We start from the raw sequence: 21,532 nt of genomic DNA, 5'->3' as shown, positions 1-21,532 counted from the left end.
TCGTATTGTAATTTGAATTATTATAGCAAGTACAACGAAAAATATTGAAGTGAATGAATTATAGATAATATCAGCTCCCTTTACTCATTATGCCTATCTTGTACTCCGATGGGGGCTGTTAAAGATGGGAATTAAGAGTTGTTTGTGATGGAATATCCTGTACGCATCAAGTTAATCGTAATTCCTTTGCCCTTATCTTGGTTTTTAAGGATTTGTGCAATAAGCCCTGCTCCTGCCCCTATTACTGCGCCAAAAACACCCGATCAAATGACTGTTACTACCGAATAGACTAATCGGATACAATTTCAAAGTAAACACTAAAAGCTCTACTGGCCAAGCTAGTAAGAGAAGAGTGCTCAAAGGTGCGACTGGTGGGAGAAGTTGCGCAATAGGTTTAGTGATTGGAATCAGATAAAGAAAGCCGGAGAGAAAGCGTAAGCTTCTTTCCGGCTTTTTGGCATAGTTCAACAGAATGAGTACTTGTTCAGCAGTATGAAGTTATGGATAAAACCCTCTTCTTGTATGAAAATGGGGGGTTGAATTTTCGATGTGAAATCATAATAATATACGCCGCGTCTTTCTGCCTGATTTTTCTGAGAAGTGCTGCCCAAATAATAGACCCCCTTGCCGTCCGGGGACATATAGACAAATTGGCGGGATAAAAAGGGCAACTTTATTTTGGTGCGTTTACCTGTTGCAATATCAACCAGACTATACTCGGGATTGCCGTGATTAATGAAACGAGTGGTTATGAGGAGCAGCTTATCATTACTGCTGGACATTGAAGTTATTTTCTCTTTTTTTAGTGTGACGATAGAATGTGTGGAGAAGGTGGCGTAGGTGCTGATATCAGATACATAACCCCTAGTGATAACCGGGGAGCAGGATCATGGGTAAGTCATCAGTTAGAAAAGTATGCTGATGGAATCAAAGTGAGGTTTATCGTGAAATAAAAACAAGGACTCAACCAGTATAGAAGCTGGAATGAGTCCTTTTTAATACCCAATAAAAAATAAATATGCAAAAATATAGAACATATTTATAGATAAGCAAGTTTATGTTTAGACACATTTCCTCAATTAAATTATTCTTAGTTCTATCAAACATATTGGAGGATCATTTAATGAAGAAAGCATGTATAACGATTTTATTTTTAGTTCTTTTATCTTTACCCATATCGAATGTTTTTGCGGCTGAAGCAGAGTATTCAGAAAATCTGGTTCCGCATATGACAACTAACATTTTGCCATCTGGAGTAGCAAGCGCAAGTAATGAATATTCATATGCATATGAGGCGTTTAACAAGGAATTTGCGACAATTGCTAGTGCATGGACATCAAGTACAACTTCTGCTTGGTTAAGATATGATTTTCCTAAAGCCGAAGTTATTGAGCAATATGTTATATATCCACAGACAACGGCAACTGATCGTGCCCCTAAAGACTGGACTTTCGAAGGCTCAAATGATGGGGTCACTTGGAACGTGCTAGACACTCAGTCAAATATCAGTGGATGGGTAGATAGTACTCCAAAAAAATTCGCTTTCTCTAATTCTAATTCATACAAGGATTATAGAATTAATATTACAGGTAATAATGGAAGTCAGTATCTAGCTCTTAGCGAATTGGAGATGATGTCTAAAGTATCAAGTTCCACTCCTAACCCAGGAACAGAGGAACCGACTCCAAACGGGGATCGTGCAATTCTGGTAGTTACCATGACAACTGGTTTGGAAAAGGAATTCGACCTAAGCATGAAAGAAGTCAATGACTTTATTGCCTGGTACGAAAGCAAGCAGGCTGGTTCTGGATCAGCATCATATGCTATCAATAAGCACGATAACAATAAAGGCCCATTCAGTAGCCGTAAGGATTACATGCTATATGATCGTATCCTAACGTTTGAAGTAAGTGAATACTCTAAATAAATAAAAAGCTCTGCTAACCTTAATTGGTCGGCAGAGCTTTTAACGTTTCTAACAGGTTCGTGTTAGGCTGAATTATATTTCGTTTTAGCTTCTTCATATAATTTGCCGAGGTTACGAAACTCAATTGATGTCCTTTATCACGTTGAAAATATGTTTACTATTTAATATTTTTCGTATATATTAATATTTGGAAATTAGTTTTCATAAATTTTTCCTACAAAACCAGATTAAATTAACAAAGGAGATTATTTTAATGAGTATTTCATTAAGAATAGAACGCAAATCCGGTGGTGAGCCAATTGAGTTTGTAAAAGGTGAAATCACTGGCTTTACTTATAAGAATAATAGTTCCATAAACCTTTCAGCTAAGTCTACAAACTTGGCTCATTCGCTACATATTCGAAGCAAGATTCCGCTTCATTCGCTTCCTTCAGTTATAGACAATGCGGATAATTCCAACATGCTGTATACATGGGCAAATACAGAATATAAACCTGATAGTGAGGATTACTATCGCAAATGTAATATCCAAATCGATAGAAATGAAAACACAATCCGAGATATTACGTTTACACATGCTTATGTAGTTAAGTATCAAGAACAGATTGATACCAGTAAAGAGATCCTTGAGTTTGAACTTGTTCTAAAACAAAAAGAAGATCAATTGAGAAAAATTCAATACAGTCCTCAGTTAGAATCTAAGGAAACAAGAGAAAAGGATCAGTCTGATGTCTCGCCAAAAGTACTGGAAGGTGCATATAGTAAGAATATGTTAGTGTATGCAGGAAATATTACTTTTCCGTTTGAAAATCCGATGGTAGAACTAGAAAAGACTTGGGTACGAGGCGTAGAGAAGGTAAAAGATTCGACAGACACTGTAATACATTATCCTGATCGTAAAGCATTTGCATTAGTAGCTGTTCCTATAGCTCGAAAGAAGTACGGGGACATCACAGCCCATTTACTTCAACATTCACTTGACTACAAACCAGGAAATTTACACTTTAACGAGTGGTCATATGAGGCGCAGCAAGTTAAAAAATCTAAAGAGCACATCGCAATAGTTAATGATGAAGTCAAAAAAGCTAATGGTAAAAAAGTTAAAAGTTTTTCTTATAATGGATCTGCGCAATTAGAAAGTGATAGAGATTTATATAATGCTTTTCACAACATGTATTATGAAATAAATGGGGATTACGTTGACGGGCAATGGAAAATTACTACAATATATTATGATAAATATAATTTCGAGTTTAATTTTAAACGAATGTTTACTGGGAACAACAAACTCGGTTGGGCTGCGGCCAATCTAACAAATATAATGGAATCATGGGGAACACTCAATGAGTATACGTCTTATGTAACAGTAACTGATACAAGAAAAGCCTAGAAGTGAGGTATGAATTGCAGATGAAGTTTAGATATATCTTTATTTTGATCTTGGTCTCTCTACTAGTTATAACTACTACTATAATTTTTCTAGTAAATTTTGCGGATAATACGAACTATAAATACCCAGATGGAAAAGATACCGTAGAATATTTTGGTGACGGGACTTTTCAAATTTTGAGAGGGGGGCGGGACAACTGTTTAATACTTTATAATCATCTTGCTGCTCCAACGGAAAAAGCTGTTGATAATATTGTGTCATATAAGATAAAAAAAAATATCGTATATATGGTTGGGGAAAATGGCTTCATCAAATTGGATTCAAGTACCAACACATACGTGAAAAAGAAACGGATTTCTGACTTTACTTCCGAAGATAGAGAGATATTTAATAAATTAACGGAAAAATAGAAGCTATCATAAACAAATGTGGTAGCAAGGGAGATTTAACTTGTTCACAAAGGTTAACTTAACATGCGCTTTAGTTGAGCTATTGTTATGTAAGTATTTTAAATTTATAAAGAATGGTTACCACCAGTGGTGATATTATGATTATTAAAATTGAAGGTTTCTTTTTTCAGAATTTGATTACTGGTCCCCTATGCACACAAGAAGAACTATATCAAAAGTATATACAAGCAAAAATGCTGAGTCTTAATATTAGAGATTTACCTGATATATTTTGTCGACTTCATAATTTTGATCGATTACGTTTTGAAGATGACACAGAGGTTGGTTTCGTGATTGATACAGATACGGACAGGATATATAGACCGATATATTGATGTTTAAAGCGATGTATTCGAAAGATATCTTCCCATCTCCTTTAATTACAAGTAATGAAGGACTCACATAACTGGCTACTATATTCGATTTTATAATCAAAGTCGATCACAACGAAAGTTAAATAAGTTGCCTCCGAAAGAATATCGAAAGCAGCTTATAGTCTAGGGGCTTTTTTCCGTGTCTATAAAATGGGGACTTGACCACTAGCTAAGCTAGTGTTTTTTTATTTACCTGCATGCCCTATCATAGAACGTATTTAAACATATATTAAGGTAACGACAAATAAAGGAGGTTAAAAGAGAGGGGTGCCTATGAAAATACAGGTGGCGGCGGTGTATGGACTTCTACAGCGGCAATTTTAGTGCTCTTTATTCTCTTAGTTATCATCACTAAATCACTTTGGGTTTAGTTTGTAAAAAGAACTGTTGGAAAATATCATTTCACTCATGGATATTCAATAGTTGAGCCCATTGAGCGCATAAGCTATTTGGCAATAGCCACCGTATTCGCTTCTCTTTCGGCAAATACTTGGTGGATTCCTGCCATAATAGTTTTGCGCTTATTGTATTTCATTTTATCTTTTCAGTAGCGAGTCAAGACCACTGCTGGCTTATCAGGCTTCTGTTAGATAAAATTCTCAAAGAGGTGGTAGGATGAAGGTTGAAGTAAATAAATGTAATTGCAGCATCAAAAAACCAATATATCTAAAGAGTAATGTTACTATTACCACAGTGGGTAAGGGGGCTACAGTGCTGCAAATTGATGCTAACTAGGGATAATGGAGCTTTAACTTCGAACAATTCAAACCGGGCATTGAATGTAATTATTAAAAATTTAACAGTGCATGGTGTAGCAACAACCGAGCCTGATAAAGTGCCAAGTTATGTTAGCATTACAAATTATGGTATTCTGTTGGAAGGTAGTAGCTATGTGAACGATAAGGTACTCTTTGAGAAAGAACATAGAGATTAAAAATACAAATATGGGGCTCCATATAAAAGGATTTTCCGACGTAACGGTACAGAATAGTGAATTTCACGACAACGGTGGGGGTTCTAAAAAATCTAGCCAAAGTCCATACATGTATTGTGACGATACGTGAGCTTTAGCTTTAACTAATTGCCCAAAAAGTACCAATAACTCACAATAATGACCTTGCCAGTACGAAATCACAACTAATACATATGGAGAAGTTAGTACCTAGCGAGTGAAAGTTAAGACTATGAAACTGCTATTAACGGTCGGCAAACCACTTGACGACGATTGATCCACGCCGGATCGTAGCCTTTTCCACTGCTCTAAAGTCGGCTTGATTCCAAAAGTGTATTTAAGTAAGTGAATACTCTAAATAAATCGAAAAGCTCTGTTACCTTAATTGGTCGGCAGAGCTTTTAACTGTTCACGGTTTTTAAAATATATCCAGGTATTCTTTCTGGAATTTGATGAAATCTTGCACACTGTCGTGATAGGTAAATCTACCGCCATTTTTATCAATAATCCAGTTGATATTCTCGTCATTTAACAAGATTCCATACATGCAGTGATGAAGCAGTTCAATTTGCTTTTCATCCCTAATTCGGATCAAATGTTTTTCTTGTTCGATAATGAGGTACCATTTCGTTTCTGTTTCATCTACATCCGCATCCACATACAGTATTGATACCGACAAGGGGAATGGCCAGTCAAACCATTGTCCTCGCTTGTCTTCTCTATAACCTTCAAATGCCATGGTTATTCCCTCCTACTTGGATAATTTCCTGATTAGTTTAAATGTATCTAACGTGCTGCGATTGTACGCTTAATTAGGTTCTTGTCTTATCCTACTGGCACAGGAATATCGCCCCCATATTCTTCTCCTTGGCTTCACGTACACCATCATAAACATCTGTAAAAGTTCAGTGTCACTTTGGCAACCGTCTAATTCCGCTATTGTTGCACAATAGTTGTATCCGCTTTTATCGTTCATTGTTCTGATCTGTACAGTATACGGAAAACGACAGGTAATAAAGAAGCTGAACGCTTTGTTACCCGATATCAAAACGCTATTACCAATACTGTACAATTATTCTACTGAGCAATGATGTGGTCCAACATGAAGGACTGGAGATAAGAACAGGTAGCAGTGTAATGGACATAAAGGCGCGTCTGCTGGTTTTGGAAGAGGGGACCACAAGAGCGATATACGCTCTATATTGTAATCATAGGGGGCTGGGATGGTGACCAAAAGATCATTACATTTTCTCGTATGGAAATAGGCGCTGTATTAAACCTCCAATGATATGGAGCAAGGATACACTCATGTCTTGAATGTATCTTGTTTCTGGAGGGTCAAAAGTGAAAACCCCTTATTCACAGTCCGTTTTGAGCTATAACCAAATTTTAATGTGGCTTTGTGTTCTTTCGTTTTTAGTGTGTTAAATGAAATGGTTCTTAATATCTCTTTACCTGATATTGCTGATGAATTCAATAAGACACCAGCCATTACAAATTGGGTGAATACTGCCTTTATGCTAAGTTTTTCTATAGGAACAGCTATATACGGAAAGTTATCTGATCAGTTAGGTATTAAAAGGTTGCTCCTGTTTGGAATCATAGTGAATTGCGTAGGATGATTAATTGGATTTGTGGGACATACTTTTTTTCCAACACTTATCTTGGGACGATTTATACAAGGGATTGGTGCAGCTGCATTTCCTTCACTTGTGATGGTCGTAGTTGCTCGCATATCCCAAAAGAAAACAGGGGAAAGGCAATATGGCCTCATCGGGTCTATCGTAGCAATGGGTGAAGGGATAGGGCCGGCTATTGGTGGGGTGATTGCTCATTATATTCATTGGTCTTATTTACTGCTTCTTCCTGTTTTAACGTTTGTAACTGTTCCCTTCCTGATAAAATTATTGAAAAAGGAAGTCATTTCAAAGGGCTCGTTTGACAATGCAGGAATCGTGCTTATATCTCTAGGTATTGTATTGTTTATGTTGTATACAACTTCTTACAGAATTTCTTTTCTGGTGATAAGTGTTCTATTTTTCTTGATCTTTTTAAAACATATCAGACAAGTAACCAATCCTTTTGTTGATTCTTCATTGGGGGAAAATACTGCATTTATGATAGGAATCCTTTGTGGGGGGCTTATGTTTGGTACCGTAGCTGGATTTGTTTCTATGGTCCCTTATATGATGAAAGACGTTCACCACTTAAGTACCGCAATGTTTGGCAGTGGAATTATTTTTCCTGGAACGATAAGTGTTATTTTCTTTGGTTTTCTTGGAGGAGCACTTGTTGATAAGAAAGGTTCCTTACATGTGCTAGCAGTCGCCGTTGCATTTCTTGCCGTCAGTTTTTTGGTAGCTGCTTTCTTTATTGAAATGACACCTTGGCTGATGTCTATTATTCTAGTCTTTGTTTTCGGTGGTCTTTCTTTTATTAAAACAGTAATATCCACTATTGTTTCAAGTAGTTTAAAACAAGAAGTAGCTGGCGCAGGAATGAGCTTGCTTAATTTTATAAGCTTTTTATCAGAAGGAACGGGGATTTCAGTTGTAGGAGGCTTATTGTCAATACGTCTTATTCATCAAAAATTTATACCAATCATTAATTTTCCATCTGCTTATTTATATAGCAATATGTTATTGATTTTTTCAGTGGTCATTATAATTAGCGGGATTTTATCTGTTATTGTATATAGACGTTCAGTTTCAGATTCCTGATAAGAGCAAAAAAGGATTACATGCTGAAAATGATCGCATCCTCACGTTTGAAGTAAGTGAATACTCTGAAAATAAATCAAAAGCTCTGCTAACCTTAATTGGCCGGCAGAGTTTTGTGTGCTGATCAGTTTGATTTTACTAGATACGGGAAAAGTAGCAATGCAAAGTGTGCGTACAAGATAGTATTGTTTTTAAATTCGGCCTTATTACAGAAGGATAGGCTAATTTGAATACTTAAACTTATAATACCAAAAAATCGCTTTCTCATGGGCTGTGGAAAAATTAGAATATAGCATAGTATCAACTCCGCCGATTACAAAGTTATTTTTAGCATAGAATCGACAAGCTAAAATATTCACATCCTGTGTTTCAAGCATAAGGCCAACAAGATTATTCTGCTTAGCCCACTCGGTTGCTTTACTCAATAAGGCTGCTCCGATTCCCTTGTGTCTCCAGTCTTTAGCGACGGCAATATCCTCAATTAGAGCATAGCCATTCCAATTAGTACAAAGTTTAATTTTCCCAACACAGTCGTTCTCATCATAATATAAAAAAATAGATTTTCCTTGTTCATTAATATAACTGATATCGACGTCATCATCCTCATACTGTTTAAAATATGGTTCGGGAAAACTTTCTTCTATATATGACCAAATGTTGTTCTCGTATTTAGGTATAATTTTTCCTGACACAATAAAGCCGTTATTCTCATTTGACTTTTTAAAATCCCCCATATTTGAAAGTGACATTTTAATTATCATGGCTTGTCTCCTTCTGGTTTAATTTCTCTATGCACATTATTCTAAAAGAGAACCACTTTTTCCTGTCTGTTAGATTTATAAAAGAGTAAAATAGTAGCGACTGTTCAACTATGTGTGATATTTACGATCTCGTCCGCTTGCTTAAACGATTCATAGCAGTAGTTAGGTGTGCTGCTTAACACAAAAAAGCAGGAAGAATTTCTCCCGCTTTTTGCATGAAAACGATTATTAACGTCTGCGTTGTCTATCGTTTACGCTAAACAAATTAACAGCCAGTGCGTTACCTCTTGCACGCGCAGTGGCTCTTTGATTGGAACGGATGTTCAATCTTCTTCTTCTTAAATCACGTCTGCAATGTCTTCTGCTCATAATATCACCTCCCTTCAAGAAATGAAGGTGCGGTTGAATCTTAGTGGCGTTTATGCTTACGCTTGGAAATTTTGATATTCAAGGCATTGGTTGCTAGTGCATTTCCGCTTCCTGTTTTAGCAGCTGCGGCTTGAAAGACTTTAACGACCAGATATCTGTTTTTCCCGATGCGATGCTTATACGTTTTAACTCTATTTCTGATCATCTGCATATCTCCTTTGCTTAGTTCTGCTATATATATATGTCAATTGTGATAGTAATGTATCAGCATAAATCTATTAGAAGCAAAAAGAAGCTAGTACCTATATCCCTAAAGGTTAACAAAAAAACTCATGCGAACCTGTCTTCGCCTTTTCAACTTTACGTTGCAGGAGATGTTACAGGCAGGTCGGCATGAGTCTAATGTGTAGAATAAAGATAATATGCAGTTTGTATGAAAATTATTTACTATTAAGGGTGTTAAGTTTTTTTTCGTAGTACGCCTCTTGGACAAGAATATGATTCAGTTGTTCTGAGAGCTGTTTATATTCTTGGCTGGCCTCTGGGTAATTATTTCTTTCGGAAATTACAGCTTCAAGTTGCTTTTCTAAATACCTGAAATGGATGAGTATTTGTATGTACTGAATACGATCGTAGGTTGTTATGTGTGATTTCTCTTCTGCATACAAATGATCCATTGTTGGAACTGCACAGCTTACGACGATAAATATCATAACAAACGCTGAAATTATTATTTTTTTCATTTAATTCCTCCTACAGGGCTATGAATAATTAATATACCATATTTAGCTAAAAGAAAGAAAGATCTATTAGTTTTGCCCACAACAGTATAGCTGTTCAAGATCAGTGGGGGATTATTTGAGACGATGAGGCTGATTTTATAGTAGATACAATAGGAATAGGTTGCTAAAAGGAAAGAATAGTTGTGAGATACATAGTAAGCATGATAACAATACAAAACCGGCTTGCCCTAGGCAGCCGGTTTTGTATTAGGGGATAGAATAACGGGGAAGGAAGAACGAGAAATCAGTGGAAGTCCCGGAAGAGTCCTACAACTTTGCCCAAAATACTGACGTGTGTCAGACGAAGCGGTTCAAAGGCTGGATTTTCAGGTTGAAGCCGGATATGATCTTTTTCTTTGTAGAAGGTTTTAACTGTAGCTTCGTCTTCATCTGTCATAGCTACAACAATATCGCCATTATCAGCGGTCTGCTGCTGACGTACGATTACATAGTCTCCGTTAGCAATCCCAGCCTCAATCATGCTTTCGCCTACAACAGATAACATGAATATTTTATCCTCACCAACAAAGTGTTGGGGAAGAGGAAAGTAATCTTCAATATTTTCTGTCGCCGTAATAGGAAGACCAGCGGTTACTTTGCCGACGACGGGGACACGACTAATGGAGTAATTAATCAAGTTGCTGTTATCCGATTCGTCTTGACCGAGTAACTCAATAGCCCGTGGTTTTGTAGGATCGCGGCGAATGAGTCCTTTTTTCTCTAAGCGATCCAAATGACCGTGAACCGTAGAACTGGAGGCCAATCCGACAGCCTCGCCTATTTCGCGTACAGAAGGGGGGTATCCCTTTAGACGCACTTCATTGCGGATAAATTCAAGAATGGCCTGCTGGCGGCTCGAAATCTTAGACATACCGTATCAACCCCATTTAGTAACGTTTGGGAAAATTATAGCATAGAACCTCCGTTCGTACAAACATAAGTTCTAAATAATCCCTAAAAAAATTGCGAACTTTTGTTCTCTTTTCTATTGAACAAAACAAACGTTCGTGTTATATTGTGAAAACATAAGAACAAACGTTTGGAGGACACAACCATGATGAAATATAGCACCTATCAAAGTATTTTTCCAATGAATATAGAAAATTTACAGGAGACCCGAAAAGAGGGTAGGGCGCGTTTTATGCAGATTATTACCCATACTCTTTTACTTAAGCTTCTTATTATAGTGATTGTTGCTTGGATTGCAGGAGCAGGTGTACTTACGGTTTTCGCGGCTCCTTCAGCTTCCAAGGAAGAAGTGACTAAACTGACAGTACAACCTGGGGATACGTTGTGGCAGATTGCCGCGAATCATAAACCGGAACGAATGGATACACGAGTATATATAGAAGGAATTGTGCGGATTAACGGTTTAGAGGATCGGGGAGTGCAGGCAGGTCAGGTACTCAAGCTTCCTGACTTATGATCTATAGACTATTAGAGCTTGTCAGGGAGCGTAATGCGGGAGCCTTGACAAGCTCTTTTCTACATGTCAAAGTGTATTATATCTTTGCTTTTATGGAGGGGACACAATTTGGATATAGACAGCTTGGTACAGCGCATTAATGAATTAGCGCGCAAAGCAAAATCCGAGGGATTAACAGAAGAGGAAACCACAGAACGTGCCAATCTTCGGGAAATTTATTTAGGTAACATTCGTCGTAATTTTCGGCAGCAGCTAGAAACGATTGAATTTGTGGACGATGATACATCGAAGGGAAATGACGGGCTGAAGCATTAATGTTGTTAAAGCGCCCAAGCCTGCAATTTGCCTTTTGTTTTAGGTACCTCTCATGGTATCTATATAGATCAGCTTTGAGGCAATTGTTTTAATGTAATATATCTGGGAAGGAATTGAGAGATGGCCCGATCATTTGAAAGAAAAGTACGCAAAAACACAGCGCATTTAAATAAATCGCGCAAAAAGCAAGGTATTCAAACCATTAGCGGCGCAGGTTCTGCAATGGATATTTTTCGTGGCCGTAATATTACTGTGCCAATTATGCTGGCTGGTCTTTCTGTATTGTACATGCTTATGAGTTACTTTTTGACTAAGACCGGTATGCGAGGGATGGATTGGCTTGTATTCGGCCTGTACTTGATGCTGGCTGTTATCTTTTTTATCCGTCGTCCTTATCTGAAAGTGGGAAAGGATACTCTCTATATGCTGAAAGGTGGTAGAGAACGTCCAATGACGGCAGGGGACATGAAAGCCATCAAGATTGAAAAGGGTTACGTAACCGTTGAAAGAAAAGGTAAGGGTGGTAATTTCATTTTCACAAAATCATTAGGTCGCTATGACACGGATGCCATTGCAGAGCGACTTGAGAAGTTTGCGCTATCCAATCAGATACAGGTTGACAAGAAATAACTGATTTAGCCTGTAGCTCTGTAACAAAGGCCGTATGATGTTATTTCATATAACATGCTGCGGCCGCTTGCTTAATATGGGCACACATAACGATTCAAATGCTTAATCAAGCAAATAGGCGTACATATACTGTGGAAAGAGAGTGGATAATTCAGATGACGATTCAGGCGGTAATGTTTGATCTTGATGATACCCTTTTGTGGGATGAACGTAGTGTAGAAGAGGCATTTGATGCAGCGTGTCAAACAGGCTCCCGTGAAGCAGGTGTTGATCCAAAAGCTCTGGAGGAAGCCGTACGTAAAGAAGCACGCGCTTTGTATGAATCCTATGAAACCTTTAGTTTTACTCAAATGATCGGCATTAATCCGTTTGAAGGATTGTGGGCGAATTTTACAGCGGGTGAGCAACCTGAATTCCGTCAATTGGAACAGTTGGCCCCTGTTTATCGAAAGGAATCATGGCGCAGAGGACTCCAGCAACTAGGGATAGATAATGAGAAGTTGGCGGAAAAGCTGGCTACCCAATTTGCTTCGGAAAGACGCGCACGTCCCCATGTATATGAAGAAACGTTTGAAATTCTAGAACAATTGAAGGGACAATACAAGCTGTTATTATTGACAAACGGTTCCCCTGATTTACAACAGGAGAAACTGGATGGAGTTCCTCAATTAGCTCCTTTCTTTGATCATGTGGTCATTTCAGGTTCATTTGGTCGAGGCAAGCCGGATCCGTCTATATTCCAGCATGCGTTGGGGCTTCTTGGTATTGAGCCTGAACATGCTTTAATGGTAGGAGATAAGCTGACGACTGATATTCAAGGAGCGTTGGCAGCAGGTGTTCACTCGGTGTGGGTGAACCGAAACGCCAAAACCAATACCACAGAGATCAAGCCGAAGTTTCAAATCAAGCATCTGTCTGAATTGGATGGAATTATTCAGTCGTTAAAGTAAGAAATCTACACCTTTAGAAACGAGTATTAAGAAAACTCCCTTCGCTCGATTGTCACAGAGCAGAGGGAGTTTTTTATTTACACAAGGATAAATTCGTAATTATGCTTTAATGAAGGTTGGATCTTCGAACGGTTCCGCAATCCAGCCATTTTCTTCAATGAACAAGCGGACTGCTACGATCTTTTGATTCTCCATTAAAGTGAAGAAGTGAGGTATATTTTCGGGTACGGAGATAACGTCCCCCGGTGAAAGCTCTACGTTAAAATAGTCGATCTCTTCAGGTCCTTTAATAATAAAGATGCCTTTACCAGCGATAATGGCACGGATTTCATCCTCGGTATGGGTGTGAATTTGCTCAAACTTGGCCAGCAACTCGTCCAAATTCGGCGTTGCTTCAGATAGAGTGATAACGTCCCATATTTTATATCCGCGACGTGCGGCTAAATCCTTGATTTCGGGTTCAAATGTTTTGAGAACAGCGGCCTTTTGATCATCTGTTAAGGTAAAGTTCTCTTGCAGCTCCCCGGACAATTTGGAAGCATCCCAATGTTCATACAATATCTCGTGACTCTCCAGAAATTCACGTACTTGTTCTTCACCGCTAATTCTTTCATTCGTATTACGTATTAAGATTTCGGCCATGTATTTATCCCCTCTTTTCCACTTGGATTAATGTTATATAAAGAATACCATGTCTTGAAACGTTGTACAATACAGGATTTCAACATTTTATAATGCAAATGAACATAGCTAAAGGATGCAGGGTTAAGTACGTTTAATAATGCTACAAACTATAAAAATGGATAAGAGAAGTCGTTTTTACAAAGAACAACCTGTATAAAACGTATGTTTTTACTTCAATCTATCTAAATGATACGGTTTCTGCTAAACTAGGATTTAACGTTTTGCGGGGGTGAAGAAATTTGGATAAAGTTAGCTTGCAGGATGCATTACAACGAAGAATACTCCTTCTTGATGGGGCCATGGGCACCATGATTCAACAGGAAGACCTTTCCCCCGATGATTTTGGTGGGGAAGAGCTGGAGGGCTGTAATGAAATGCTGGTCTTAACGAGACCAGATGTCATTCAAGGGATTCATGAAGCCTACTTGAAGGCTGGGGCAGATCTAATTGAAACGAATACATTTGGAGCAACATCCGTCGTTTTGGCGGATTACGATATACCGGAACGTGCCCGTGAAATTAATCTGGTGGCGGCCAAACTGGCGCGTAACGCGGTGGATAAATACAGCACTGCGGACAAGCCTCGCTTTGTAGTAGGAGCTATGGGCCCAACCACGAAAACCTTGTCTGTCACAGGTGGTGTTACATTTGCTGAGTTGATTGACAGCTATCAAGAGCAGGCCTTGGCGCTTATTGAAGGCGGCGTGGATGTACTCCTTTTGGAAACCTCACAGGATACGCTTAACGTCAAGGCTGGAAGCATCGGAATTCGGCAGGCTTTTGAGCAGACAGGTATCGAGCTTCCACTAATGATTTCAGGCACGATTGAGCCCATGGGAACGACGTTGGCCGGACAAAATATCGAATCCTTTTGCATATCACTGGAACACTTGCATCCAATTTCAATTGGGTTGAATTGTGCTACAGGTCCAGAGTTTATGCGTGATCATATTCGCTCTCTGTCTGAAATGTCCTCTGCAGCTATTAGCTGTTATCCAAATGCGGGCTTGCCCGACGAAAATGGTCAATACCATGAATCGCCTGATTCATTAGCACGTAAAATGACTGCTTTCGCTGAAAAAGGCTGGCTGAATATTGCTGGGGGATGTTGTGGTACCACGCCTGAGCATATTCGAGTTATGAGTGAAAGTATGGCGCAGTTTGAGCCGCGTCCGCTGGTAGGTCATCATCCCCCTGCCGTATCAGGCATTGAGCCTGTATATATTGAACAGGACAATCGTCCGTATATGGTTGGTGAGCGAACAAATGTTCTGGGCTCCCGCAAATTCAAGCGTTTGATTGTGGAAGGCAAATATGAAGAGGCGTCTGAAATTGCCCGTGCTCAGGTAAAAAGCGGAGCGCATGTCATTGATATTTGTGTGCAGGACCCGGACCGCGATGAAATGACGGATATGGAAGCGTTTTTGAAACTGGTTGTAAACAAGGTAAAAGTACCTTTGGTGATAGATACAACGGATATTAAAGTCATTGATAAAGCACTTCAATATTCGCAAGGTAAGGCGATTATTAACTCCATTAATCTGGAGGATGGTGAAGAGAAATTTGAGAACATGGCTCCTCTTATTCATAAGTACGGCGCCGCTGTTGTTGTTGGTACGATTGATGAACGCGGACAGGCTATTTCACGTGAGGATAAGCTTGAGGTAGCTAAACGTTCTTATGATCTGTTGGTGAACCGTTACGGTTTGGCAGCGGAGGATCTAATTTTTGATACGCTTGTATTTCCAGTAGGAACAGGTGATGAGCAATATATCGGTTCAGCTAAGGAAACGATTGAGGGTATTCGCATTATTAAAGAGGCGCTTCCCGGAGTGCATACTATCTTGGGCATCAGTAACGTTTCTTTTGGTTTGCCGGAAGCGGGTCGTGAAGTGCTCAATTCCGTCTACTTATATGAATGTACCAAAGCAGGTCTGGACTATGCGATTGTAAACACTGAGAAGCTTGAGCGTTATGCATCCATTCCAGAGCATGAGCGGAAACTTGCGGAAGACTTGATCTATAAAACAAATGACGATACTTTATCCGCTTTTGTAGCAGCTTTTCGTAACAAGAAAGTGGAGAAAAAAGAAAAGATATCAAACCTTTCGCTCGAAGAAAGACTGGCTTCCTACGTAGTGGAGGGAAGTAAGGAGGGACTCATTCCGGATCTGGAGCAAGCGCTTGTGAAATATTCTTCGCTGGAGATTATTAACGGCCCGCTGATGAAGGGGATGGAGGAAGTAGGACGACTGTTTAACAATAACGAATTGATTGTAGCAGAGGTGCTGCAAAGCGCTGAAGTGATGAAGGCGTCCGTGGCTTATTTAGAGCCGTTCATGGAGAAGAATGAATCCTCAGTAAAAGGTAAGATTTTGTTGGCTACAGTCAAAGGTGATGTGCATGACATTGGTAAGAATCTGGTGGAGATTATTCTATCCAACAATGGTTACCATATTGTGAATCTGGGTATAAAAGTACCACCAGAACGCATTATTGAGGCTTACCGTGAAGAAAAGGCCGACATGATTGGCTTATCCGGGTTGCTTGTTAAATCGGCACAACAAATGGTGCTGACCGCACAGGATTTGAAAAATGCGAATATTGATATTCCAATAATGGTGGGTGGAGCTGCTTTAACACGTAAGTTCACTAAAAATCGTATCCGTCCTGAGTATGATGGTCTGGTTGCCTATGCAAAGGATGCTATGGATGGCCTAGATATTGCCAATAAGCTTATGAATCCTGAGTCCCGTAAAAAAATGGCCGAGGAGATGGAGGCTGAGCGAGAAGCTGAAGCGGCAATCGTCGTGGAAGCCAAGCCGCTCCCTAAACTCACTCGAGCTGTACGCTCTAACATTGCTCAGGATCTGCCCGTCTATATTCCACCAGATACGGATCGCCATGTACTGCGTAACTATCCACTGAATTATATTTTGCCTTACGTGAATATGCAGATGCTAATGGGGCATCATCTTGGTTTAAAAGGCAATGTTGAGCAGCTGCTGGCTTCGGAAGATCCGAAAGCGATTCAGTTGAAGGAAACCGTGGACAGCATCATGTTTGAAGCTGTGACAGACGGAATCATCCAGGCACATGCCATGTATCGTTTCTTTCCAGCGCAGTCGCAAGGGAATCAAATTCTGATCTATGATCCGTCGGATGTGAGCAAGGTACTGCACACATTTACATTTCCGCGCCAGCAGGTAGAGCCTTATCTGTGTCTGGCTGATTTCTTGAAATCAGTGGAATCCGGAGTTATGGACTATGTGGGTTTCATGGTCGTTACAGCTGGTCATGGGATTCAGCAGATATCTACCCAGTGGAAAGATAAAGGGGATTATCTGCGCTCGCATGCACTTCAAGCGGTAGCACTCGAAGTAGCAGAAGGGTTAGCGGAACGGCTTCACCATATTATCAGGGATAGCTGGGGTTTCCCGGACCCTGCCGATATGACAATGAAACAGCGGCACGGTGCCAGATATCAAGGCATTCGGGTATCCTTTGGCTACCCTGCATGTCCAGATCTGGAGGAACAGGGGCCGTTGTTCCAGTTGTTAAAACCTGAGGATATTGGCGTTGAGCTGACGGAAGGGTTTATGATGGAACCGGAGGCTTCTGTATCAGCCATGGTGTTCAGCCACCCTCAGGCGCAGTATTTTAACGTCGAAAAGGTTTAACACCTTTATCAGATGGGATAGCAAATACCCTCCGAGCTTCGGAGGTTTTTTGCTGGTCAGCAGGAAGAAGGTTAATGTTATGGAATTTTATTTTCTCGGTACAAATGCAGGGGTGCCTACGATTCAGCGAAATGTAACGTCCATCGCTCTTCGTTTGCTGGAAGAACGAAGAAGCATGTGGCTGTTCGACTGCGGTGAAGGCACTCAACAAGAGGTATTGCGTTCGCCGCTCAAACTAAGCAGACTTGAAAAAATATTTATCACCCATTTGCATGGGGATCATCTTTTTGGTCTGCCGGGGCTGCTGTCGAGCAGAGCGTACCAGGGGGGAACGACACCACTGACGGTATATGGACCACCTGGAATCCAGCAATATATCGAGCTATCTTTAGGGATCAGCCAATCGCGTATCAATTACCAACTACATATTGTGGAGCATACGGGTGGGGTTCTGTTTGATGACGGTCAATTCCGGGTGGAGTCAGCTTTGCTGGATCATCGGATCGACAGCTATGGCTACCGAGTTGTAGAGATGGATAAGCCCGGTAAGCTTAACCAAGAACTGTTGGAGCGATATGGAATCAAGCCCGGCCCGGTGTACGGTAAGTTAAAGCGTGGGGAAAGCGTGGAGGTAGAGGGTGGAGTTATTTTGCACCCTCAGGATGTTTTGGGTTCGCCGAAAAAGGGGCGTATCATCACGATTTTGGGGGATACGAGACCTTGCCCGAATACGGTAGTGCTGGCTCAAGATGCAACTGTCGTCGTTCATGAAGCCACTTTTCTGCATGAACTGGCAGATACAGCGTACGAGTATCATCATAGTACGGCGCTTCAGGCAGCGGAGGCTGCAAAAGCCGCAGGTGCGGGTCAGCTAATCATGACACATTTTAGTTCTAGGTATAAAGATCAGGAGCAGCTTCAGCCATTGCTGGAGGAAGCGCGAAGCATATTTCCCAATTCATTGCTTGCGGAGCAGCATGTGTTGTTACCGGTACCCGATATCGGTTAATAAACGATTGGAGAAAGATATGTGCATGGGTACCGGGGCTTGCTCCGGTGCCTTTGTTTTTCACCGAAATTATTTTCCGGGAAAGCGCAGGATGCGACAAGAGATGAGAACCCGTACACGGTGGTGGGGATGAATTTGTTCTACCACATATGGAGGTATGTCATATTCGCGTTTCTATATATCGAATTTAAAGGATTTTATGTCTTGAGCATGATCAGGAAATACAGAAGATTTCCTTTGAGGAAATAGCGCCTTCGATGGATTTCGACGAAGATGTGAACTTATGTCATGTGAAAGCGACGGCTTTTAGCGAGGAATGGCGCTATTTTGCACGGTTTACCAGCAATTCATGGACTTCATAAGCATTTTTGACTTAAGATAGATGGGATGAATGGAGACAGCCGATTATTTTATAACCTGAATCATTAAGGTGGTTAAATAAGAAGGAGAACATCGTTCATAGGATGAATTATAATTTTCAATGCTATGATGTGAATGGATTTGAAGTGGGGGAGGGGATTGCGATAAAATCGTTACTAATTGATCTGGATGGAACCCTTTATCATGGAAATCGGATGATCAAGGGTGCGGATCTGTTCATATCCCGATTGCGTACAGACCAGATACCTTATGCTTATGTTACAAACAATGCTTCACGCACACCCGAATCGGTGGCTGAGCATTTGGTTGGTATGGGAATTAAAGCGGCCAGCCATGAAGTATATACTTCGGCGTTAGCAGCTGCACAATATGTAGCACAGCAAAGTCCTGGAGCTCGTGTATATTGTATTGGTGAGACAGGATTACGTGATGCACTCACAGGAGCCGGTTTGCAGCTTGTTGAAAACCATCCTGATTATGTGGTGCAGGGGATAGATCGTCAATTTACATATGATGCGCTGGCCGCTGCCATGCGTTGGATTCGGGAAGGAGCCACTTTTATTTTGACAAACCCGGATCTCCAATTGCCTTCACATGATGGGCTAACGCCAGGAGCAGGTACGATTGGAGCAGCAATTGAAGCGGCTTCACAGGTAAAGCCTATTGTCATCGGTAAGCCTTCAAGCGTATTGATGAATTATGCACTGAACCGCTTAAACATTAGGGCGGATGAAGCTCTGGTTGTGGGCGATAATATGCTTACAGATATTGCGGCAGGTGCAGCAGCAGGTTGTAAAACAGCTCTGATCCTGTCGGGCGTGACGACCCGCGCTAATATGGACGAACATGTGCGTACCGTTGGAGTAAAACCTGACCTGATGTTTGAAAATCTCGCTGAATTGCAGGACTGGATGAAAGAAGAGCTGAAATAATAGAAAAAAGTATATGTTTTAGAAAACTTGCGAGCATTAAAAGCTATGTAGCTACGAAAGGAAAGATGTTGAAATGCCGGAACTTCCTGAAATGGAAAACTACAGAATCTTATTATCCAAACAAATTTTGGACATTCCGATTACTGGAGTGACGGTTAGCCGTGAAAAGTCCATTAATACTGAAGTGGAAACGTTTGAGAAGCAATTGCTCGGAACGACCGTTGTATATTTAGAGCGTCGAGGCAAGCATTTGATTTTTCATTTAAACACGGGCGGGAGGCTCGTACTTCATCTGATGTTGGGAGGGCTGTTATTTCTGGGAACGGAGGAGCAGCGTCCAGATCGTACAGTTCAGATCGAATTAGATTTTAGTGGAGTAAAGCTTTATTTTATCGGACTGCGCTTAGGTTATCTGCACTTGCTGACGGCTAAAGAAACAGAGGAGGCTTTGTCAGACCTGGGACCTGACCCGTTAGACCGCCGCATGACGTTGGAAAAGTTTACAGCACGGCTGAAGGGACGCCGGGGGATTTTAAAAACAACACTGGTGAATCAGCAGATTTTTTCAGGTATTGGCAATTGTTATTCGGACGAAATTGCTTATATCGCCGGATTTACACCGGGTTCCAAAGTACAAAACATTGTGCAGTCGCCAGAAAAAGTGGAAAAGCTATACCATGCCACTCAATCCGTACTACGTGAAGCTACTGCGGAAGGCGGGTACATGGAAATGCCTCTAATGGAGGGAGACACGCTAACAGGTGGATTTGATCATCAGTGTCGAGTATATGACCGCGAAGGAGAAGAATCTCCAAGTGGCGGAAAAATTGTAAGGGTTGAACTGGCGGGGAAAAAAGCATTTTATTGCCCGGTACAGCAGCATGATGCCTAAATTGCTCATCGGCTCCCATGTGAGTACGCGTGGTGGCTTTTTCAAAGCCGCTATGCGTGCGCGAGAGCAGGAGGGGCGTTCATTTCAATATTTCCCGAAAAATCCTCGTAGTCTGAGACTGAAGGAATGGAGTGCTACTGATGCTGCTGCTTGCAACGCTTACTGTGTAGAGCACCAGCTTCAATCCATTGCTCATTCGCCATATCCCGTTAATCCGGCTCATGGGTCTGAGCGTGGTCAGGAACTTTATGAGCTGACGATTGCTTCATTACGCAATGATCTGGATATTGCTGAAGCCTGTGGGTCAAAAGGGATTGTCGTTCATTTTGGTCACATGCATTCGTTAGACCCTCTAGAGGGCTATCGTAACATCATTAACTGTTTTAATGATGTGCTGGAAGGCTGGCAGGGAAATGCTAAAATATTGATTGAAAATCAGGCGGGGGATCATGGACCTATGGGAACCACGCTTGAGGAAATGGTGCAAATCCGTCAGTTGTGCCGGTATCCTGACAGTATCGGCTTTTGCTTGGACACTTGTCATGCGTATGCAGCAGGATTGTGGAACGGTGGAATGGACGAGGCTTTGATTGATAAAGGAAACCGTCTCGGCTATTGGTCAGCTCTATGCGGAGTTCACTTGAACGATTCTAAATACCCGTATGGCTCTAAAAAAGACAGACACGCTCGTGTGGGGCAAGGTTACATTGGTACTGAGGGCATGCGCTGGATGACAGATCAGGAGGCTGTAAGAGGCATTCCTATCGTTTTGGAGAGTGAGACGGGACCTGATGGAACACATCAGGAGGATATTCAAATGATTCTAAGCTGGGAGTAAATCAATCTGATTGATAATAACTATCTTTGAGGCATGTGAGCTTGCATATATGGGAAAAGGAGGAGAAGTTG

At 40.8% G+C, this 21,532-nt stretch carries 22 protein-coding genes and 3 pseudogenes; 17 read left to right on the top strand and 8 right to left on the bottom strand.

Annotated elements, in window-relative coordinates:
• Positions 1 to 464 precede the first annotated feature (464 nt).
• Positions 465 to 782, bottom strand: a complete 318-nt coding sequence (locus tag ACWA2B_RS09740; RefSeq protein ID WP_449291976.1) for a hypothetical protein — start codon at positions 780 to 782, stop codon at positions 465 to 467.
• A 36-nt stretch (positions 783 to 818) separates the two neighbouring features.
• On the opposite strand from ACWA2B_RS09740, the pseudogene ACWA2B_RS09735 reads away from it, so the two are divergent.
• From ACWA2B_RS09735 to ACWA2B_RS09705, 7 genes and pseudogenes are all read left to right on the top strand, one after another.
• Positions 819 to 953 (top strand): annotated as a pseudogene (locus ACWA2B_RS09735) (NucA/NucB deoxyribonuclease domain-containing protein); the annotation flags it as partial.
• 170 nt (positions 954 to 1,123) lie between these two features.
• Complete coding sequence (locus ACWA2B_RS09730; protein ID WP_449291975.1) at positions 1,124 to 1,927, top strand: discoidin domain-containing protein; 804 nt, start codon at positions 1,124 to 1,126, stop codon at positions 1,925 to 1,927.
• Positions 1,928 to 2,180: 253 nt separating this feature from the next.
• Positions 2,181 to 3,317: a hypothetical protein gene (locus tag ACWA2B_RS09725; RefSeq protein WP_342424936.1), complete on the top strand. Its 1,137-nt coding sequence runs from the start codon at positions 2,181 to 2,183 to the stop codon at positions 3,315 to 3,317.
• Positions 3,318 to 3,367: 50 nt separating this feature from the next.
• Entirely contained in the window at positions 3,368 to 3,727 is a 360-nt protein-coding gene (locus ACWA2B_RS09720; RefSeq protein ID WP_449291974.1) for a hypothetical protein, read from the top strand.
• Positions 3,728 to 4,168: 441 nt separating this feature from the next.
• Positions 4,169 to 4,267, top strand: a complete 99-nt coding sequence (locus ACWA2B_RS09715) for an IS3 family transposase (protein WP_416145682.1) — start codon at positions 4,169 to 4,171, stop codon at positions 4,265 to 4,267.
• Positions 4,268 to 4,406: 139 nt separating this feature from the next.
• A pseudogene (locus ACWA2B_RS09710) lies at positions 4,407 to 4,511 on the top strand (YjcZ family sporulation protein); the annotation flags it as partial.
• 404 nt (positions 4,512 to 4,915) lie between these two features.
• Positions 4,916 to 5,074 carry a hypothetical protein gene (locus ACWA2B_RS09705; protein ID WP_203055923.1) on the top strand — a complete coding sequence of 53 codons (159 nt, stop codon included), beginning with the start codon at positions 4,916 to 4,918 and terminating at the stop codon, positions 5,072 to 5,074.
• Positions 5,075 to 5,510: 436 nt separating this feature from the next.
• On the opposite strand, the gene ACWA2B_RS09700 is transcribed toward ACWA2B_RS09705, so the two are convergent.
• A complete protein-coding gene (locus tag ACWA2B_RS09700; protein WP_029517409.1) occupies positions 5,511 to 5,831 on the bottom strand; it encodes a hypothetical protein in 321 nt (106 codons plus the stop codon).
• Between the two features lie 578 nt (positions 5,832 to 6,409).
• On the opposite strand from ACWA2B_RS09700, the pseudogene tet reads away from it, so the two are divergent.
• Positions 6,410 to 7,812, top strand: a pseudogene (gene tet / locus ACWA2B_RS09695) (Tet(L)/Tet(K)/Tet(45) family tetracycline efflux MFS transporter).
• Between the two features lie 221 nt (positions 7,813 to 8,033).
• Here tet and ACWA2B_RS09690 read toward each other — a convergent pair.
• The 5 genes from ACWA2B_RS09690 to lexA form a co-directional block, all read right to left on the bottom strand.
• Positions 8,034 to 8,573 (bottom strand): GNAT family N-acetyltransferase, encoded by a 540-nt coding sequence (locus ACWA2B_RS09690; protein ID WP_449291973.1) that lies wholly within the window; start codon positions 8,571 to 8,573, stop codon positions 8,034 to 8,036.
• A gap of 228 nt (positions 8,574 to 8,801) precedes the next feature.
• Complete coding sequence (locus ACWA2B_RS09685) at positions 8,802 to 8,942, bottom strand: hypothetical protein (protein ID WP_165146693.1); 141 nt, start codon at positions 8,940 to 8,942, stop codon at positions 8,802 to 8,804.
• A 40-nt stretch (positions 8,943 to 8,982) separates the two neighbouring features.
• Entirely contained in the window at positions 8,983 to 9,147 is a 165-nt protein-coding gene (locus ACWA2B_RS09680; protein WP_013310546.1) for a hypothetical protein, read from the bottom strand.
• 235 nt (positions 9,148 to 9,382) lie between these two features.
• Positions 9,383 to 9,685: a hypothetical protein gene (locus ACWA2B_RS09675; protein WP_449291972.1), complete on the bottom strand. Its 303-nt coding sequence runs from the start codon at positions 9,683 to 9,685 to the stop codon at positions 9,383 to 9,385.
• A 283-nt stretch (positions 9,686 to 9,968) separates the two neighbouring features.
• The gene (lexA, locus tag ACWA2B_RS09670; RefSeq protein WP_013310545.1) at positions 9,969 to 10,595 is read right to left on the bottom strand and encodes a transcriptional repressor LexA; all 627 of its coding nucleotides are present in this window, start codon (positions 10,593 to 10,595) and stop codon (positions 9,969 to 9,971) included.
• Between the two features lie 186 nt (positions 10,596 to 10,781).
• Between lexA and ACWA2B_RS09665 the strand changes: the two genes are divergently transcribed.
• From ACWA2B_RS09665 to ACWA2B_RS09650, 4 genes are all read left to right on the top strand, one after another.
• Entirely contained in the window at positions 10,782 to 11,150 is a 369-nt protein-coding gene (locus ACWA2B_RS09665) for a LysM peptidoglycan-binding domain-containing protein (RefSeq protein WP_039271343.1), read from the top strand.
• 108 nt (positions 11,151 to 11,258) lie between these two features.
• Positions 11,259 to 11,465 carry a DUF896 domain-containing protein gene (locus tag ACWA2B_RS09660; RefSeq protein ID WP_029517413.1) on the top strand — a complete coding sequence of 69 codons (207 nt, stop codon included), beginning with the start codon at positions 11,259 to 11,261 and terminating at the stop codon, positions 11,463 to 11,465.
• A gap of 120 nt (positions 11,466 to 11,585) precedes the next feature.
• Positions 11,586 to 12,095, top strand: a complete 510-nt coding sequence (locus tag ACWA2B_RS09655) for a hypothetical protein (protein WP_025724118.1) — start codon at positions 11,586 to 11,588, stop codon at positions 12,093 to 12,095.
• A gap of 155 nt (positions 12,096 to 12,250) precedes the next feature.
• A complete protein-coding gene (locus ACWA2B_RS09650) occupies positions 12,251 to 13,045 on the top strand; it encodes an HAD family hydrolase (protein WP_029517414.1) in 795 nt (264 codons plus the stop codon).
• Positions 13,046 to 13,144: 99 nt separating this feature from the next.
• Here ACWA2B_RS09650 and ACWA2B_RS09645 read toward each other — a convergent pair whose 3' ends face one another.
• Positions 13,145 to 13,687, bottom strand: a complete 543-nt coding sequence (locus tag ACWA2B_RS09645) for a 1,2-dihydroxy-3-keto-5-methylthiopentene dioxygenase (protein WP_341070920.1) — start codon at positions 13,685 to 13,687, stop codon at positions 13,145 to 13,147.
• A 281-nt stretch (positions 13,688 to 13,968) separates the two neighbouring features.
• On the opposite strand from ACWA2B_RS09645, the gene metH reads away from it, so the two are divergent.
• The 5 genes from metH (at position 13,969) to ACWA2B_RS09620 (ending at position 21,461) form a co-directional block, all read left to right on the top strand.
• Positions 13,969 to 17,409 carry a methionine synthase gene (gene metH / locus ACWA2B_RS09640; RefSeq protein WP_449291971.1) on the top strand — a complete coding sequence of 1,147 codons (3,441 nt, stop codon included), beginning with the start codon at positions 13,969 to 13,971 and terminating at the stop codon, positions 17,407 to 17,409.
• Positions 17,410 to 17,488: 79 nt separating this feature from the next.
• Entirely contained in the window at positions 17,489 to 18,418 is a 930-nt protein-coding gene (rnz, locus tag ACWA2B_RS09635) for a ribonuclease Z (RefSeq protein ID WP_029517417.1), read from the top strand.
• 464 nt (positions 18,419 to 18,882) lie between these two features.
• Complete coding sequence (locus ACWA2B_RS09630) at positions 18,883 to 19,731, top strand: TIGR01457 family HAD-type hydrolase (RefSeq protein ID WP_080658623.1); 849 nt, start codon at positions 18,883 to 18,885, stop codon at positions 19,729 to 19,731.
• A 73-nt stretch (positions 19,732 to 19,804) separates the two neighbouring features.
• Positions 19,805 to 20,623 (top strand): Fpg/Nei family DNA glycosylase, encoded by an 819-nt coding sequence (locus ACWA2B_RS09625; RefSeq protein ID WP_025724124.1) that lies wholly within the window; start codon positions 19,805 to 19,807, stop codon positions 20,621 to 20,623.
• Positions 20,613 to 21,461 (top strand): deoxyribonuclease IV, encoded by an 849-nt coding sequence (locus ACWA2B_RS09620; protein WP_185156338.1) that lies wholly within the window; start codon positions 20,613 to 20,615, stop codon positions 21,459 to 21,461. Before ACWA2B_RS09625 ends, ACWA2B_RS09620 begins: the two co-directional genes overlap by 11 nt.
• The last annotated feature ends 71 nt before the right edge of the window (positions 21,462 to 21,532 follow it).

The sequence above is a fragment of the Paenibacillus sp. CMM36 genome, from assembly GCF_053570945.1.
The sequence above is the reverse complement of the archived record's forward strand: the minus strand, read 5'-3'. Positions and strand labels throughout refer to the sequence as shown.